Here is a 14,687-nt window from a genome sequence, read left to right on the forward strand (position 1 = left end):
CCATCCCGTGACGGAAGGCACCACCTCCGCCGCTGCCGAGGGTGCAGACACCCTCACCCGCCTGGAGCAGGAGGGTGAGATCGCGGCGGACTACCTGGAGGGTCTGCTGGACATCGCCGACCTCGACGGTGACATCGACATGGACGTCGAGGCCGACCGCGCCTCCGTGTCGATCATCAGCGACACCGGCAGCCGTGACCTGCAGAAGCTGGTCGGCCGGGACGGCGAGGTGCTGGAGGCCCTGCAGGAGCTGACGCGGCTGGCCGTGCACCGGGAGACCGGTGACCGCAGCCGGCTGATGCTGGACATCGCGGGCTACCGCGCCAAGAAGCGCTCCGAGCTGTCCGAGCTGGGCGCCAAGGCCGCCGCCGAGGCGAAGAGCAGCGGCGAGCCCGTGAAGCTCAAGCCGATGACCCCGTTCGAGCGCAAGGTCGTGCACGACGCGGTCAAGGCCGCTGGGCTGCGCAGCGAGTCCGAGGGCGAGGAGCCGCAGCGCTTCGTCGTCGTGCTGCCCGCCTGATCGGCCCCCGTTCCACCGGCCCCGTCTGTTGAGCAGGCGGGGCCGAACTTTGTCAGCCTGGTAGTTCTGGTGGCCGGTGCGCGAAGCGCCGGCGCTGTACGGAAGGACGGTCCCCGTGACGGAGGCAGCGGAGCTTCCCCCCGCACCCGAGCAGGCGCGGGAAGTGTTTGGTGAGCGCTTCGCCGATGCGGTCCGCTATGCGGAGCTGCTCGCCGAGGCAGGCGTGCAGCGCGGCCTGATCGGCCCGCGGGAAGTGCCCCGCCTGTGGGAGCGGCACCTGCTGAACTGCGCGGTGCTCTCCGAGGCCGTTCCGGAGGGGGTGACGGTCTGCGACGTCGGCTCCGGCGCGGGACTGCCGGGCATCCCTCTGGCCCTGGTCCGCGACGACCTCAACATCACCCTGCTGGAACCCCTGCTGCGGCGCACCAACTTCCTCACCGAGGTCGTGGAGCTGCTCGGCCTGGACCATGTCACCGTGGTGCGCGGCCGGGCCGAGGAGGTCATGGGCAAGCTGCCGCCGGTCCATGTGGTGACGGCACGGGCCGTGGCCCCGCTGGACCGCCTGGCGACCTGGGGCATTCCGCTGCTGCGCCCGTACGGCGAGATGCTCGCCCTCAAGGGCGACACCGCCGAGGAGGAGCTGAAGGCGGCGGCCGCCGCGCTGAGCAAGCTCGGGGCGGTGGAGACGTCCATCCTGCATGTGGGTGAGGGCCTGGTGGATCCGCCGTCCACCGTCGTGCGGGTCGAGGTCGGGGAGAGCCCGGGCGGTGTGCGCTTCGCCGCGAAGCGGGCCAAGGCCGCCCGCACCGGCCGGGTCCGCCGACGTCGGTAATCCGGAGGACGGGTGGGCGTCGGTGGGCCGGGGGGGGCCTGCCGACGCTGACCCGTCCTGACGACGGAACGTACTCCACACAAGCTGCCGGACCCGGGCGAGCCGGAGTGTCGCAAAGGTCCGGTCGCAGCCGCTGTGCATCGTGTTTCACGTGAAACGTCGCTCACTGCTGCACGGCATCATCAGTCGTGGCCGCGCTGCGGCCGAACCTCGCGACCGGAAGCCTCTCGGCGCCCTCGGAGAGGACCCCGATTCCCCGCAGGTCCCGCCCCGATCCCTGGAGGCTCCGTCCCTCTCCAGGGGCACGGAGTTGTCCACAGAGGTGGATTTCTCCACAGATGGCCAGGCCTCACTGGTTCACGACCCCGAAGACATGGGAGGCTCTGTTCATCGCGAGCCTGAAGTCGAGGAGAGTGAATCCTTGCGGTCCGACGCCAACATCGCGGGACCGATGACCGATCCGGTCCCCGGTCCCCGTACCGAGTCGATGGGAGCGGATGTTTCACGTGAAACACCGCCCCCGATGGACGACACTCCGATCGGTCGAGCGGCCCAACTGGCGGTGGAGGCTCTCGGCCGCGCCGGCGCAGGCCTGCCGCGACCGGAGCAGACCCGAGTCATCGTGGTCGCCAACCAGAAGGGCGGCGTGGGCAAGACGACGACGACCGTCAACCTTGCCGCCTCGCTGGCTCTGCACGGTGGCCGGGTCCTGGTGATCGACCTCGACCCGCAGGGCAACGCGTCCACCGCCCTCGGGATCGACCACCACGCCGAGGTTCCGTCCATCTACGACGTGTTGGTGGAGAGCAAGCCACTCGCCGAGGTGGTCCAGCCCGTCCTCGACGTCGAGGGTCTCTTCTGCGCCCCGGCCACCATCGATCTCGCCGGTGCGGAGATCGAGCTGGTGTCCCTGGTGGCCCGGGAGAGCCGGTTGCAACGGGCCATCCAGGCGTACGAGCAGCCGTTGGACTACATCCTCATCGACTGCCCGCCCTCGCTGGGCCTGTTGACGGTCAACGCGCTCGTCGCGGGCGCCGAGGTGCTGATTCCGATCCAGTGCGAGTACTACGCGCTGGAGGGCCTCGGACAACTCCTGCGCAACGTCGACCTGGTGCGGGGGCACCTCAACCCCACCCTGCATGTGTCGACCATCCTGCTCACCATGTACGACGGCCGGACGCGTCTCGCCTCCCAGGTCGCGGAAGAGGTGCGCAGCCACTTCGGTGACGAGGTGCTGCGGACGAGCATTCCCCGCTCGGTCCGTATCTCCGAGGCGCCGAGTTACGGGCAGACGGTGCTGACTTACGATCCAGGATCGAGCGGTGCCCTCTCGTACCTTGAGGCGGCCCGGGAAATCGCGCTGAGGGGCGTCGGCATCAGCTATGACGCGAGCCAGGCCCACATCGGCGCCCAGAAAGACCAGAGCATGGTGGAGGGGATTCAGTGAGCGAGCGACGGAGGGGTCTGGGCCGTGGTCTCGGCGCACTGATCCCCGCTGCCCCGACCGAGAGGACGCCGGCACCCGCGGCGCTGGGAGGGGGAGGTTCCACCTCGCCCGCAGCGGTCCCGGTGCTGACCGGCGACCGCGGAGTGGCCGCGGCCAAGGTGGCCACGCTGCCGCCCACCGCGCAGGACATCGAGGCGGTTCGGGCGAGCCTCGCCGCCGAGGTGCCCGCGCCCCCGGTGGGTGCCCACTTCGCCGAGATCCCCCTGGACGCCATCACGCCGAACCCGCGCCAGCCGCGCGACATCTTCGACGAGGACGCGCTTCAGGAGCTGGTCACCTCCATCAAGGAGGTCGGCCTCCTGCAGCCGGTCGTGGTACGGCAGACGGGGCCCGGTCGGTATGAGCTGATCATGGGCGAGCGCCGCTGGCGCGCGTGCCGTGAGGCCGGTCTGGAGGCCATCCCGGCCATCGTGCGGGCCACGGAGGACGAGAAGCTCCTCCTGGACGCGCTGCTGGAGAACCTGCACCGCGCGCAGCTGAACCCCATCGAAGAGGCCGCTGCCTACGACCAGCTGCTGAAGGACTTCAACTGCACCCACGACCAGCTGGCCGACCGGATCGGGCGCTCCCGTCCGCAGGTGTCCAACACGCTGCGTCTGCTGAAGCTGTCCCCGACCGTCCAGAAGCGGGTGGCCGCCGGGGTGCTCTCGGCCGGCCACGCCCGCGCGCTGCTGGCCGTGGAGGACTCCGAGGAACAGGACCGGCTGGCCCATCGGATCGTCGCCGAGGGCCTGTCGGTGCGGTCCGTGGAAGAGATCGTGACGCTGATGGGCTCACGGCCTCAGAAGGCCTCGCGCTCCCGAGGGCTCCGGGCCGGTTCCGTGCCTTCCCCGGCACTGAACGAGCTGGCCACCCGGCTGTCGGACCGCTTCGAGACCCGGGTGAAGGTCGAGCTGGGACAGAAGAAGGGCAAGATCACCGTCGAGTTCGCCTCCGCCGAGGACCTCGAAAGGATCCTCAGCACGCTCGCCCCGGGCGAGAAGCTGGCCCTCCAGAAGAGCCTTCAGGACGGCGACGGCGACGAGACGCAGGACTGATTCCCAGACGTTCGCGTCTGCCGAGCAGTGGAGCGGGTCGTGTCCGGTGTGTACCGGAACACGGCCCGCTCTTTGCTTTGGCACGGTATCGAGTGAATCGGATCGTGGATACGATGCGATCAGCTAGGGCATATCCACCGGTCAGCAGCTGACAGCCGCTCGCGATGCGGCGGGCGAAGGAAGCGAGGATCAGCCTTCATGGGGCGTCGGCTCGTGCCGCTCACTCTGGACAACCTTCAGGATCTTCCCGATCGCTGTCGCTCCTGTGTCTTCTGGGAGCTGGACCCCGTCAGCGGCGAAGCGGCGGTGGCCGCGGGCACCACCGCGCTGGAGAAGGAAGCCTGGATCTCCGCCGTCCTGCTGGACTGGGGATCGTGCGGACGGGTGGTGTACGTCGATGACGTCCCGGCGGGTTTCGTGCTCTACGCCCCACCGGCCTATGTCCCGCGCTCGACGGCCTTCCCCACGAGCCCGGTCGCGCCGGACGCCGTGCAATTGATCACCGGGTTCGTCCTGCCCGGCTATCAGGGGCAGGGCCTGGGCCGGGTGCTGGTGCAGACGGTCGCCAAGGATCTGCTGCGCCGGGGCTTCAAGGCGATCGAGGCGTTCGGGGACGCCCGCTGGGAGCAGCCGGCCTGTCTGCTGCCCGCAGACCATCTGCTGGCCGTGGGCTTCAAGACGGTCCGGCAGCATCCCACGCATCCGCGGCTGCGGCTGGAGCTGCGGTCCACGCTCTCCTGGAAGGAAGACGTGGAGATGGCACTGGACCGGCTTCTGGGAGCGGTCCAGAAGGAACCGGCGCTGAGGCCGCTCTAACGAGAGACCGCTCCGGCGTGGGGCCGTTATAGCGATGGGGCCAACCCGAGCGGGTTGGCCCCATCGTGTTTCACGTGAAACGTCACTTCGTGATGAACTCGTCGAGGTCGCGCAGGAGCGCCGCCTTCGGCTTGGCACCCACGATCGTCTTGGCGACATCGCCGCCCTGGTACACGTTCAGGGTGGGGATGGACATGACGCCGTACTTGGCGGCCGTGCCCGGGTTCTCGTCGATGTTGAGCTTGACGATCTGGATCTTGTCACCGTGCTCGGCCGCGATCGCCTCAAGAGACGGAGCGATCATGCGGCACGGGCCGCACCACTCGGCCCAGAAGTCCACCAGAACGGGCTTGTCGCTCTTGAGGACCTCCTCCTCGAAGGTAGCGTCGGTCACAGTCTTCACGTTGCCGGCCACAGTGGGCTCCTTACCTCGGTTACGCGGTGGGGCGGGGGAAGGGAAAGGTCAGACAGTCGTCTTCTCGGGCTCCGCCTGCTCCTCGTCCGCGAGGGCAGCGAGGTAGCGCTCGGCGTCCAGAGCGGCGGAGCAGCCGGTACCGGCCGCGGTGATCGCCTGGCGGTAGGTGTGGTCGACCACGTCACCGGCGGCGAACACACCGGTCACGTTGGTACGGGTGGACGGCGAGGCGACCTTCAGGTAGCCCTCCTCGTCCAGGTCCAGCTGGCCCTTGAACAGCTCGGTGCGCGGGTCGTGACCGATGGCGATGAACAGGCCCGTCACGGGCAGCTCGGACAGCTCGCCGGTCTTGACGTTCCGCAGCTTCAGGCCAGAGAGCTTCTGGTCACCCTGGATCTCGGCGACCTCGCTGTCCCAGACGAACTTGATCTTCGGGTCGCCGAAGGCACGCTCCTGCATCGCCTTGGAGGCGCGCAGGGTGTCCCGGCGGTGGACGATCGTCACCGACTTGGCGAACCGCGAGAGGAACGTGGCCTCCTCCATCGCGGTGTCGCCGCCGCCGATCACGGCGATGTCGTGGTCCTTGAAGAAGAACCCGTCACAGGTGGCGCACCAGGAGACACCGCGGCCCGAGAGCACGTCCTCGTTCGGCAGTCCCAGCTTGCGGTGCTGGGAGCCGGTGGTGACGATGACGGCCTTCGCCCGGTGGACGGTGCCCGCGGTGTCGGTGACGGTCTTGATCTCACCGGTCAGATCGACGGAGACGACGTCGTCCGGAACGAGTTCGGCGCCGAAGCGTTCGGCCTGGGCGCGCATGTTGTCCATGAGGTCCGGCCCCATGATGCCGTCGCGGAAGCCCGGGAAGTTCTCGACCTCGGTGGTGTTCATCAGCGCACCGCCCGCGGTGACGGCGCCTTCGAACACCAGGGGCTTCAGCGATGCACGGGCGGTGTACAGCGCCGCCGTGTAGCCTGCGGGCCCGGAGCCGATGATGATCACATTACGGACATCGCTCACGGCTTGATTCCTCGTCTCTGGTCTGCGTCAGTCGACCGGTGAGAGCCCCTTTCGGGACTCTCACCCCACCCAACGGATCCTACGGGGCGTGCATTCCCGGTGTGTCCGGGCACACGCATGCCCCAGGGCGCTGAAGGAGTGGAGCAGCGGTCTCAGGGACGCGCGAGGGACCGCTTCAGCAGGACCTTGCCGGGCGCCGAGGGCTGGTGCTGTACGCAGGATGCGTCGACCACATAGGCCGTGACCCGCTGGCTGTCACGGGTGTCGGCCACCACGACGAGGTAGGCGGACCTGCCCGCGTAGGTTCCCGTCTTGGCGCCGAGCACGTCGGCGCTCTCCCGGAGCGTCTGCCGGACACAGTCGGGTACCGGGACCGCGGTCCGGAGCAAGGTGTTCGGTCCCTCGGTGGCCCCGAACGAGTGCGATCCGTCGTCCGGGCGTTGCCGGGGCCTGTCACCGCCGTGCGGCAGCGTCTTGTCGGCGGTGAGAAGGGAGTGGACCTGGTTCTCCACACTGTCGCCGGAGAAGGTGCCGGCCGAGGCGGTCGGTGTCCTCTGGGCCGACGGGTGGTCGGAGGTGCCGGACAGGGACGTCACGAGCAGGCTTCCAGCGCCCAGGACCGCGGCCGTGAGCACGGCGCCCAGGACGATCCGACCGCGCCGTCGGCCACGCTCGGTGCCCTTGCGTCCCGGCCCGGTCGCCGCACGGGGACGCCCAGTCGGGCGGGCGGCGGGCTGATCGGCTGGACGCTCGTGACGGTGATCCCCTGGAAGCTCGGCACGGTGATCCGCAGCGAGCGATGTTTCACGTGAAACATGGCCCGTGGCGTTGTCGGCACCCGGGCTCCGCGCGGCCTCGGCGGCGAGGGCGGTGTCGAGACGTGTGGCGATATCGTCCGGCATGCGCTCCGGCGACGGCATGGATCCGAGGAGGCCCCGGATCTCTTCCAACGAGGCGTACACGTCCGCGCACCAGGCGCAGACGTCCAGGTGGCGTCGTACGTCCCTGTCCCGGTCCGGTGCGAGCAGGCCCTCGGTGAGGTCGGAGATCTCCGCGACGTCCGGGTGCCCGGTCGTATCCGTCGTCGACGTCACCCTCGCCCACCTCCGCCCTTCACTACTGCTGACTCGCTTGGTCCCGCACCCTTGGAATGTCCGCTCGGTGACCCCGTCGCCGGTGGGACGGATGGCCCTGGTCGCCGGTTCCGTCCCGGGCCGTTTTCCTTGGCGTCCCCGGTCTCGCCCGGCTGTGGACGTCCGGTGCCTTCGGGCCGCAGATGCGTGAGCAGGGGCAGCAGCCGGGCCCGGCCCCGGGCACACCGGCTCTTCACCGTCCCCGTCGGCACCTCCAGGATCCGCGCGGCCTCCGCCACGGGGTAACCCTGCATGTCCACCAGGACCAGAGCGGCGCGCTGTTCCGGCGGCAGGGTGCCGAGAGCTTCGAGGAGCTGGCGGTGCACGTCCTTCCGCTCGGCCGGCGCCGAGGCCGCCTCATGTGGCTCCAGCAGCTGCTCCAGCCGCTCGGTGTCGTCCACCGGAGCCGTCTTGCGGGAGGCGGCCTTCCGCGCCCGGTCCAGGCAGGCGTTCACGGTGATCCGGTGCAGCCAGGTCGTGACGGCCGACTGGCCCCGGAAGGTGTGGGCGGCCCGGTAGGCCGACACCAGGGCGTCCTGAACGGCGTCCGCCGCTTCTTCCCGGTCCCCCAGCGTCCGCAGGGCCACCGCCCAGAGCCGGTCCCGATGCCGTCGCACGATCTCACCGAAGGCTTCCGGGTCGCCTTCCACGTGGCGGGCGAGCAGATCCCGGTCGTCCACTCCGTCGTATCCGGCGCCCTCCGCCATCTGCCCCCTCCGGTCCGGGTGAGACGTCAGCCCGTGAACTTCACTTCGCCGATGGCCTGCTTGTAACCGGCGCTGGCGTACAGGGCGGAGTCATAGCCCGAGTTCGGCACGGCCGTCAGCCAGACGAGGACGTACTGCGTGGTGACCTGCTTGGCCACCTTCACCGTCGCGGTGGTGCTCGTGGTCGTGGCGTCACCGATCTTGGTCATGGAGTCCAGCGAGGCCGGCGACAGCGAGTCCGCGGCGTACAGCTCGACCGTGGTGTGGTCGCCGCTGTAGCGGAGGTCGACGGTGGCCGTGCTGAGCTTCTTGGCCGAGCCGAGGTCGTACACGATGCCGACGCCGGGTTTGAACGGCGCGATCGGCGGACCCTCGTTGAAGCTCTTGGTCTTCCAGTACGTCGAGGTGTTGCCGTCGTAGGTGTTGGGGACGTTGCCGGGGCTCTGGGCGCCGCCCTCGGCGACGAACTCCCGGCCGTTCTGGATCTTTATCGGAACCGGCTTCGGCTTCACGGCGTTCTTGCCGCCGCCGTCCGTCGTCTGGCTCTTGTTGGTGTCGTCCGGCTTGTCGCCCTGGTCCATCAGGGCGTCCGCCAGCTGCCAGCTGCCCAGGCCCAGCGCCGCGATGAGCAGGGCCGACACCGCCCACTTCAGGGCCTTGCCGGTGCGGCTCTGCAAGGGGGGCGGCGGGGGCACGATGGGCTGGGCGGCACCGGCGTGCGGCGCGGGGCGGCCGTAGCTGCCCTGTTGGTAGGCCGTGGGCTGGTAGTCCGGCGGTGCCGCGAACGCCGGCTCGGGCGGGCGGATGCGCGGCATCTCGCCGATCGCCTTCACCAGCTCCTCCGGCGTGGTGCACGGCGCCTCGTGACGGGACGCCGTGGCCCCGTCGTTGACCAGGGCGCGCATGCACAGCTCGGACAGGCCGCGGTGCACACCGGCCCGCACCTGGTCCGGGGGGATGAGACCGATGTCCTTGGGCAGGCCGGCCAGACCGTAGGCGTCGTTCTCGTACGGCCAGCGCTGGGTCAGCGCCGCGTACAGCAGGGCTCCGATCGCCTCGGTGTCGGCGCGTTGCGGGGTGGTGGAGCTGATGCCGCGCAGCGCCGCGTTCACGGCGAGGCCGCGGATGCGCCACTGGCCGGTGGAGGTGCGCAGGACGGCGTTCGGGTTCAGCCGCAGATGGGCGAGGCCCTCCCGGTGCGCGGCGGCCATGGCCGCCGCGACCTGGCTGACCAGCTGGTAGGCGTCGTGCGGCTCCAGCGGGCCGCCGGTGAGGAGGGTGGACAGCTCGGTGGCGTCGGGCAGCCACTCGTGGACGACGTAGACGAGGTCGTTCTCCTCGACGGCGTCGAGGACCTGGACGAAGCGGGGGTCGCCGAGGAGCGCGGAGGAACGGGCGGCGGCGAGGACGGAGCGGGCCCGGGCATGGTCCGCGGGCAGGACGTGGACGCCGACGGCCCGGCGGAGCTTCTCGTCGACCGCACGCCAGCTGCTGAACCCGTCCAGACGGGTGACGCACTCCTCCAGTCGGTAGCGCCTGGCGAGCTTGTGACCGCTGTGCAACTCCGGCGTGGAGGCCTTCCGTCCGGGACCCTCGGTGCCGCCGCTCCCCTGTGCCTCGTCGCTGTCCGTGTCCCGCTCCGGGTTCTTGGCCACCCCGTCGGCCGTGGACTGGTCCGCCTTGGCGGTCAGCGGCTGCTCACCGCTGGTATCTGCCACGTCGACGGCAGCTGTGCTCCGTTCCGCCACCGTCGTCCCTGCCTCCCCATCCGTTGCACGCTGTCCGACGCCGAAACCAATTGTGCCCACAGTCCGCCGCTATGCACGACACACGGCGGCGGACGATGGTTGTGCGCCTACCCTCGCCTCAACGCCCCAGACGTCCCCGCACCATTCCGACGAGCGAGTTGAGTTCCTCGATGCGCATCCGCCGGGCGGCGACGAAGAAGACGCCGAACAGGACGGCACCGCCGGCGATCAGCGCGGCGAAGGAGCCGGTGACGCCGAGGCCCAGGGTGTGCCCGACGCCGTAGCAGGCCGCTCCGCTGAGCAGGGCGGCCGGCACCGAGGCGATACCCAGGCGCGCGTACGTGCGCAGCACCCGGCCCCCGTCCAGGTCCCCGCCCAGCCGCTTGCGCAGCCGGCGCCAGGCGATGCCCACCCCGATGGCGTAGGCGAGACCGTAGGCGGCGGCCATGCCCGCGACGGCCCAGCGCGCCGGCAGCAGGAAGTAGCACAGGGCCGCGGCGCCGGCGTTGACGGCGGCCACGATGACCGTGTTGTAGAAGGGGGTGCGGGTGTCCTCGTACGCGTAGAAGGCACGCAGGACGACGTACTGCACGGAGTAGGGGATCAGGCCGAGACCGAAGGCCATCAGCATGTAGCCCATGTTGGTGGCCGCGCCCGTACCGGCGGAGCCGAAGATCAGCGTGCACATCGGGACGCCGAGCGAGACGAACCCGAACGCGATGGGCACGATGGCGACGGCGGTGGTGCGCAGGCCCTGGGAGATGTCGTCGCGGATGGCACCCGTGTCGTTCTCCGAGGCCGAGCGCGAGATACGCGGCAGCAGCGCGGCCATCAGGGACACGGTGATGATGGCCTGCGGCAGGCCCCAGATCAGCTGGGCGTTGGCGTAGGCGGCGAAACCGGTGCCCTTGACGCCGGAGTCCGCGCCGGCGGCGGTCGACAGCTGGGTCACGACCATGGCGCCCGCCTGGTTGGCGAGGACGAACAGGACCGTCCACTTGGCGAGCATCGCGGCCTTGCCCAGGCCGTGGCCCTTCCAGTCGAAGCGCAGCCGGATCCGGAAGCCGGTCTCGCGCAGGTAGGGGATCATCGCCAGGGCCTGGACGACCAGGCCGAGCAGCACGCCGACGCCGAGCAGCCGCTGGCCCTCCGGCGGGATGCTGGTGACGTCCATGTGGGAGTTGGCGGCGGTGCCGTAGACCCAGATGAACATGCCGAGCGTCACGATGATGACGATGTTGTTCAGGACCGGGGTCCACATCATCGCGCCGAACTTCCCGCGCGCGTTGAGGATCTGCCCCATCACCACGTGGATGCCCATGAAGAAGATCGAGGGCAGGAAGTAACGGGTGAAGGTGACCGCGACCTCGTTGGCCTCGGGGTCGCTGGCCACGGGGTTGGCCAGCAGCCGCACCAGCAGCGGCGCGGCGAACATCGCGAGTCCGGTCAGCGCGGCCAGCGCGACCATCACCAGGGTCAGCAGCCGGTTGGCGAAGGCCTCGCCGCCGTCCTCGTCCTCCTTCATGGAGCGCACGAGCTGGGGCACGAACACGGAGTTCAGACCGCCGCCGACGGTGAGGATGTAGATCATGGTCGGCAGCTGGTAGGCCACCTGGAAGGAGTCGGCGAGGAAGCCGAGGCCGAGCGCGGCGGCGATCAGCGCGGAGCGGATGAAACCGGTCAGGCGGGAGACCATCGTGCCCGCCGCCATCACGGCGCTGGACTTCAGCAGCCCGGCGGCCTTCCCGCCCTTCTTCGCGGGAGCCACCGGAGCCACCGGAGCCACCGCACCGGCGGGGGTGTCACCGGCCGCGGGGACCTCCGGCTGGACGGAGGCGGAGTCCGCGGCGACGGCCGGCGCGGGGTCCGCGGACTGCGCCGGGTAACCGGGTGCGGCGGGACCGGCCGGGTAGCCGCCGGCGTACGCGTGGCCCTGCTGCGGGGCCTGCCCGTACTGCTGCGGGTACTGGCCGTGGACGGCCGGGGGATCCATCGGCGCGTGTCCGCCGCTGTGCTGCTGGTCCTTGAAGAGATGGGCGAAGGCGTCCGGCTCCTGGTACTCCTCGCCGGAGTGCGTGACCAGATCGTCCACGCCCACGAACTGGGTCGTGCGCGGGTCCTCGCCGTACGGCAGGTACTGGGTGGCGGCGGCGCCCGGCTCGGGCGCGGGCGGCTGCGCCCACACGCGGGGATCGGGGGCGTAGGGCGACTGGGCGGGCGGTGCGTACGGCTGCTGCTGCGGGTCGTAGGAGCCCGGGGGTGGTGGCGGGTGCGCGGCACGGTCGTAGAGCGCCTCGGCGACCGGGTCCTGTGCGGCCAGGTCGTGCGCCCGGTAGGGATCCTGCTCGTAGGCATCCTGCAGATACATGTCCGCCGCGTGCTGCGGCGGCACCTGGCCGGGCTCGGGCGGCGGCTCGGGGTAGCCCGAGCCGGCCGCGCCCTGGCCGCGATCACCGTCGTACGGCGCGTTCATGCTTACCCCACCTCATCGTCCCGGGCCCACCGGCCACGACATCGCTCAACGGTCCACTCTCTCACCCGTCCCGGACGGGTCGGCGCTTTCCGGTGCGGTGTCCGGCGCAGGGTCACTCGGCTGGTCCGGGTGATCTGCCCCGGAGGCGGAGCCGGACTCCTGCGGGAGACGGCTCTCGGGTGCCCCGGGGTTCCCGGGCTCGTCCGGGTCCTGTGCCGCCGTGTCGGGGTCGTCGTCCTCGGGCTGCCGGGCGGCGGCGCGCTTGCGCTGGGTGTACATCCGGAAACCGGCGAGGACCAGGAGCAGGACACCACCGCCGATGACCAGCATCACGGTGGGGGTGACCTCCGTGACCTTCACGTCGAAGGTGACGGGTTCGCCGTACTTGCGGCCGTCCTCGGTGTACAGCTGGGCGATGACCGTGACGCGGCCGTTGGCGTTGGCCGAGGTGGTGAACTTCACCGACTGGCTGTGCCCGCCGGAGACCTCCACGTGCTGCTCGAAGTAGGCCTTGCCGCCGATTTCCAGACGCGTCGGCATGGTCGACTCCAGGCGCAGCACCAGGTGGCCGACGGGCTGGACCAGGTTGTTCTGGACGGTCACCGGGATGGTGGCACTGCGGCCCGAGAGCTTGGTCTCGGACTTGTCGATCAGCTTGACCTGGTCGACCAGCTCGTCGAGCCAGGCCTCCACGCCGTCCCGGTAGCCTTCCGCCGCGTCGCGGTCGCCCCGCCAGGACGTGGACATGTCCCGGTTTATGGCCCGTCCGAACGGGGTGACGACACGGGACTGGTCGCTGAGGATCACGCGGAAGCTGTCGAGCTTGGTCTGGGTGCGGGCGATCTGCTCGAAGGCCGTGCGCGGCAGGTCCTGCCGGCGCAGCGAGGAGGGGTAGGCGGACGCCGGGGGGATGCGGGTGGTCGCGGACGGGTCGGGCTTGTCCTTGGCGGTCGCGGTGAGGTCCTGGGGCTGGGACCAGGTGCCGCCCTGGAGCGCCTTCACCGCTGCCGCCATCGCCTGCGCCTGGCTCGCCGTGGGCATGCGCTGCGGGGCGACGAGGATGCTGCGCTGCTTGTCGGTCTGCGTGTTCACTTCCAGGCTCTGGGCCAGGAACCGCTGCACGGCCAGGGTGGCCGAGCCCGCCTTCGTCAGATCGCCCTCGAACGCCGTGGACAGCCGGCTGTCGGCGACCACGGCCGTGGTGCCCCCGCCGACCGGGCGGGCGGCGGAGGGCGTGTACGGCAGCCCGGCGGTCTCCTGGAGGCTGTCGCTGCGGGCGATTACCCGGTCGGCTCCGGCAGAGGTCGCCACCTTCATGATCGACCGGTCCACGGCGCCGTCGACCGGCCAGGCGAAATCGGTGCTCGGGGTGACGTGGAGCACGGTCTTGACGGTGGTCGCGGCGACGTCGGTGGCGTCCTTGAGGTGACTGAGCGAGCCGGTGACGCTGGTGCCGTTGTGCGCGAGGGAGGCCAGGTCGGGGTCGGCGAAGGGCAGGGCGACGACCTCCTTGCCGGCCACCGCCTTCTGCAGGGCGGCCAGCCACTGCTTGGCCAGCGCCTGGTGCTCGCGCGGGCCGGGGGTGCTCGTACCGTCGGCGACCTGGAGCCGGTAGTTGCCCACGGCCATCGCATCGACCGAGGCCAGCAGATCCGGGTCGATCACCCAGGTGACGTCGAGATCCTTGCCCAGGTCCACCATCTGGGCGAGCCGGCCACCCGGTGCCAGTTCCTTCGCCAGGTCGTCATCGAGGAATTCCGGTGTCTGGAGGTCACCCGCGCCGGTCTTGGCCGTCATGTGGACCGTGGAGAGCAGCGGCCATAGGACCGTCGTCCTGGTCTTGGTGTCGGCGTCGGACGGCTGCCACGGCAGGAAGGTCCGCTGGATGCCGAGCACCCGGGGCCAGGGCTGGGCGGAGGTCTCGCCGGAAAGGGCGACGTCGAACTCGTAGACCCCGTCGTCACCGAGGCCCAGCTTGTCGACGGGGACGGAGATGCTGAAGTGCTGGGAGACGCCCGGGGCGAGCTTGTCGAACTTCTCCTCGTACTTGTCGCCGACCTCGGAGCCGGTGCCGCCCTGCGGATCGTCGGAGTGCCGGGCGACGGAGTCGATGTCCGAGCGGGTGGTCAGCTGGGGGCCGACCCGGAGTCCCACATGGGCGTCGGTGACGGCCTGCTTGCCGTGGTTGGTCACCGTGCCGGACACGGTCAGCGTGTCGCCGTCCGTGGGGGCACTGGGGGTGAGCGAGTCCAAGGCGACGGACACCGAGTCGGAGGAGGCGGCCTGCGCGGGCGCGGCGACGGGCAGCTGGAGCAGACCGGCCAGCAATGGCGCGCCGGTGAGCAGGGCTCCGGCACGCCGCAGCCACCGGCGGGCAGGTGAGGCACTGGTCCCCTGGAAGTCAGCCGCCTCGGCCACGCGCTCGCCCGTCCCTCGTCGTCGTCAGTGGTCGTCGGAATGTGCGTCCACGCATGGTAACGAT

General features: G+C 70.4%; 12 protein-coding genes. 5 read left to right on the top strand and 7 right to left on the bottom strand.

Features of this window, described 5'->3' with window-relative positions:
* Positions 1–7 precede the first annotated feature (7 nt).
* The 5 genes from ABD350_RS07400 (at position 8) to ABD350_RS07420 (ending at position 4,712) form a co-directional block, all read left to right on the top strand.
* Positions 8–520 (top strand): Jag family protein, encoded by a 513-nt coding sequence (locus ABD350_RS07400; protein ID WP_344346964.1) that lies wholly within the window; start codon positions 8–10, stop codon positions 518–520.
* A 115-nt stretch (positions 521–635) separates the two neighbouring features.
* Entirely contained in the window at positions 636–1,352 is a 717-nt protein-coding gene (rsmG, locus tag ABD350_RS07405; RefSeq protein WP_344346965.1) for a 16S rRNA (guanine(527)-N(7))-methyltransferase RsmG, read from the top strand.
* A 373-nt stretch (positions 1,353–1,725) separates the two neighbouring features.
* Complete coding sequence (locus tag ABD350_RS07410) at positions 1,726–2,799, top strand: ParA family protein (RefSeq protein ID WP_344347057.1); 1,074 nt, start codon at positions 1,726–1,728, stop codon at positions 2,797–2,799.
* Positions 2,796–3,896, top strand: coding sequence for a ParB/RepB/Spo0J family partition protein (locus ABD350_RS07415; RefSeq protein WP_344346966.1), 1,101 nt, complete (start codon positions 2,796–2,798; stop codon positions 3,894–3,896). The genes ABD350_RS07410 and ABD350_RS07415 overlap by 4 nt, the downstream gene beginning before the upstream one ends.
* A gap of 198 nt (positions 3,897–4,094) precedes the next feature.
* The gene (locus ABD350_RS07420; RefSeq protein WP_344346967.1) at positions 4,095–4,712 is read left to right on the top strand and encodes a GNAT family N-acetyltransferase; all 618 of its coding nucleotides are present in this window, start codon (positions 4,095–4,097) and stop codon (positions 4,710–4,712) included.
* 82 nt (positions 4,713–4,794) lie between these two features.
* On the opposite strand, the gene trxA is transcribed toward ABD350_RS07420, so the two are convergent.
* The 7 genes from trxA to ABD350_RS07455 form a co-directional block, all read right to left on the bottom strand.
* Complete coding sequence (trxA, locus tag ABD350_RS07425) at positions 4,795–5,127, bottom strand: thioredoxin (RefSeq protein ID WP_344346968.1); 333 nt, start codon at positions 5,125–5,127, stop codon at positions 4,795–4,797.
* 48 nt (positions 5,128–5,175) lie between these two features.
* Positions 5,176–6,144 (bottom strand): thioredoxin-disulfide reductase, encoded by a 969-nt coding sequence (trxB, locus tag ABD350_RS07430; protein ID WP_344346969.1) that lies wholly within the window; start codon positions 6,142–6,144, stop codon positions 5,176–5,178.
* A gap of 152 nt (positions 6,145–6,296) precedes the next feature.
* A complete protein-coding gene (locus ABD350_RS07435) occupies positions 6,297–7,238 on the bottom strand; it encodes an anti-sigma factor family protein (RefSeq protein WP_344346970.1) in 942 nt (313 codons plus the stop codon).
* Positions 7,235–7,984 (bottom strand): RNA polymerase sigma factor SigM, encoded by a 750-nt coding sequence (gene sigM / locus ABD350_RS07440; RefSeq protein WP_344346971.1) that lies wholly within the window; start codon positions 7,982–7,984, stop codon positions 7,235–7,237. The genes ABD350_RS07435 and sigM overlap by 4 nt, the downstream gene beginning before the upstream one ends.
* Positions 7,985–8,010: 26 nt before the next feature.
* Positions 8,011–9,732: a protein kinase family protein gene (locus ABD350_RS07445; protein WP_344346973.1), complete on the bottom strand. Its 1,722-nt coding sequence runs from the start codon at positions 9,730–9,732 to the stop codon at positions 8,011–8,013.
* Between the two features lie 118 nt (positions 9,733–9,850).
* Positions 9,851–12,205, bottom strand: coding sequence for a murein biosynthesis integral membrane protein MurJ (gene murJ / locus ABD350_RS07450; protein WP_344346974.1), 2,355 nt, complete (start codon positions 12,203–12,205; stop codon positions 9,851–9,853).
* Positions 12,206–12,250: 45 nt separating this feature from the next.
* Complete coding sequence (locus tag ABD350_RS07455) at positions 12,251–14,623, bottom strand: DUF6049 family protein (RefSeq protein ID WP_344346975.1); 2,373 nt, start codon at positions 14,621–14,623, stop codon at positions 12,251–12,253.
* Between the last annotated feature and the right edge of the window lie 64 nt (positions 14,624–14,687).

The organism is Streptomyces nogalater, assembly GCF_039532885.1.
Classification (GTDB): Bacteria; Actinomycetota; Actinomycetes; order Streptomycetales; family Streptomycetaceae; genus Streptomyces; species Streptomyces nogalater.

What these genes read in the sequence shown, in the direction of transcription:
- ABD350_RS07410 (WP_344347057.1), top strand. Translation starts at nt 1,726, where the DNA reads ATGGGAGGCTCTGTTCATCGCGAGCCTGAAGTCGAGGAGAGTGAATCC.
- ABD350_RS07420 (WP_344346967.1), top strand. Translation starts at nt 4,095, where the DNA reads ATGGGGCGTCGGCTCGTGCCGCTCACTCTGGACAACCTTCAGGATCTT.
- sigM (WP_344346971.1), bottom strand. Translation starts at nt 7,984, where the DNA reads ATGGCGGAGGGCGCCGGATACGACGGAGTGGACGACCGGGATCTGCTC.
- murJ (WP_344346974.1), bottom strand. Translation starts at nt 12,205, where the DNA reads ATGAACGCGCCGTACGACGGTGATCGCGGCCAGGGCGCGGCCGGCTCG.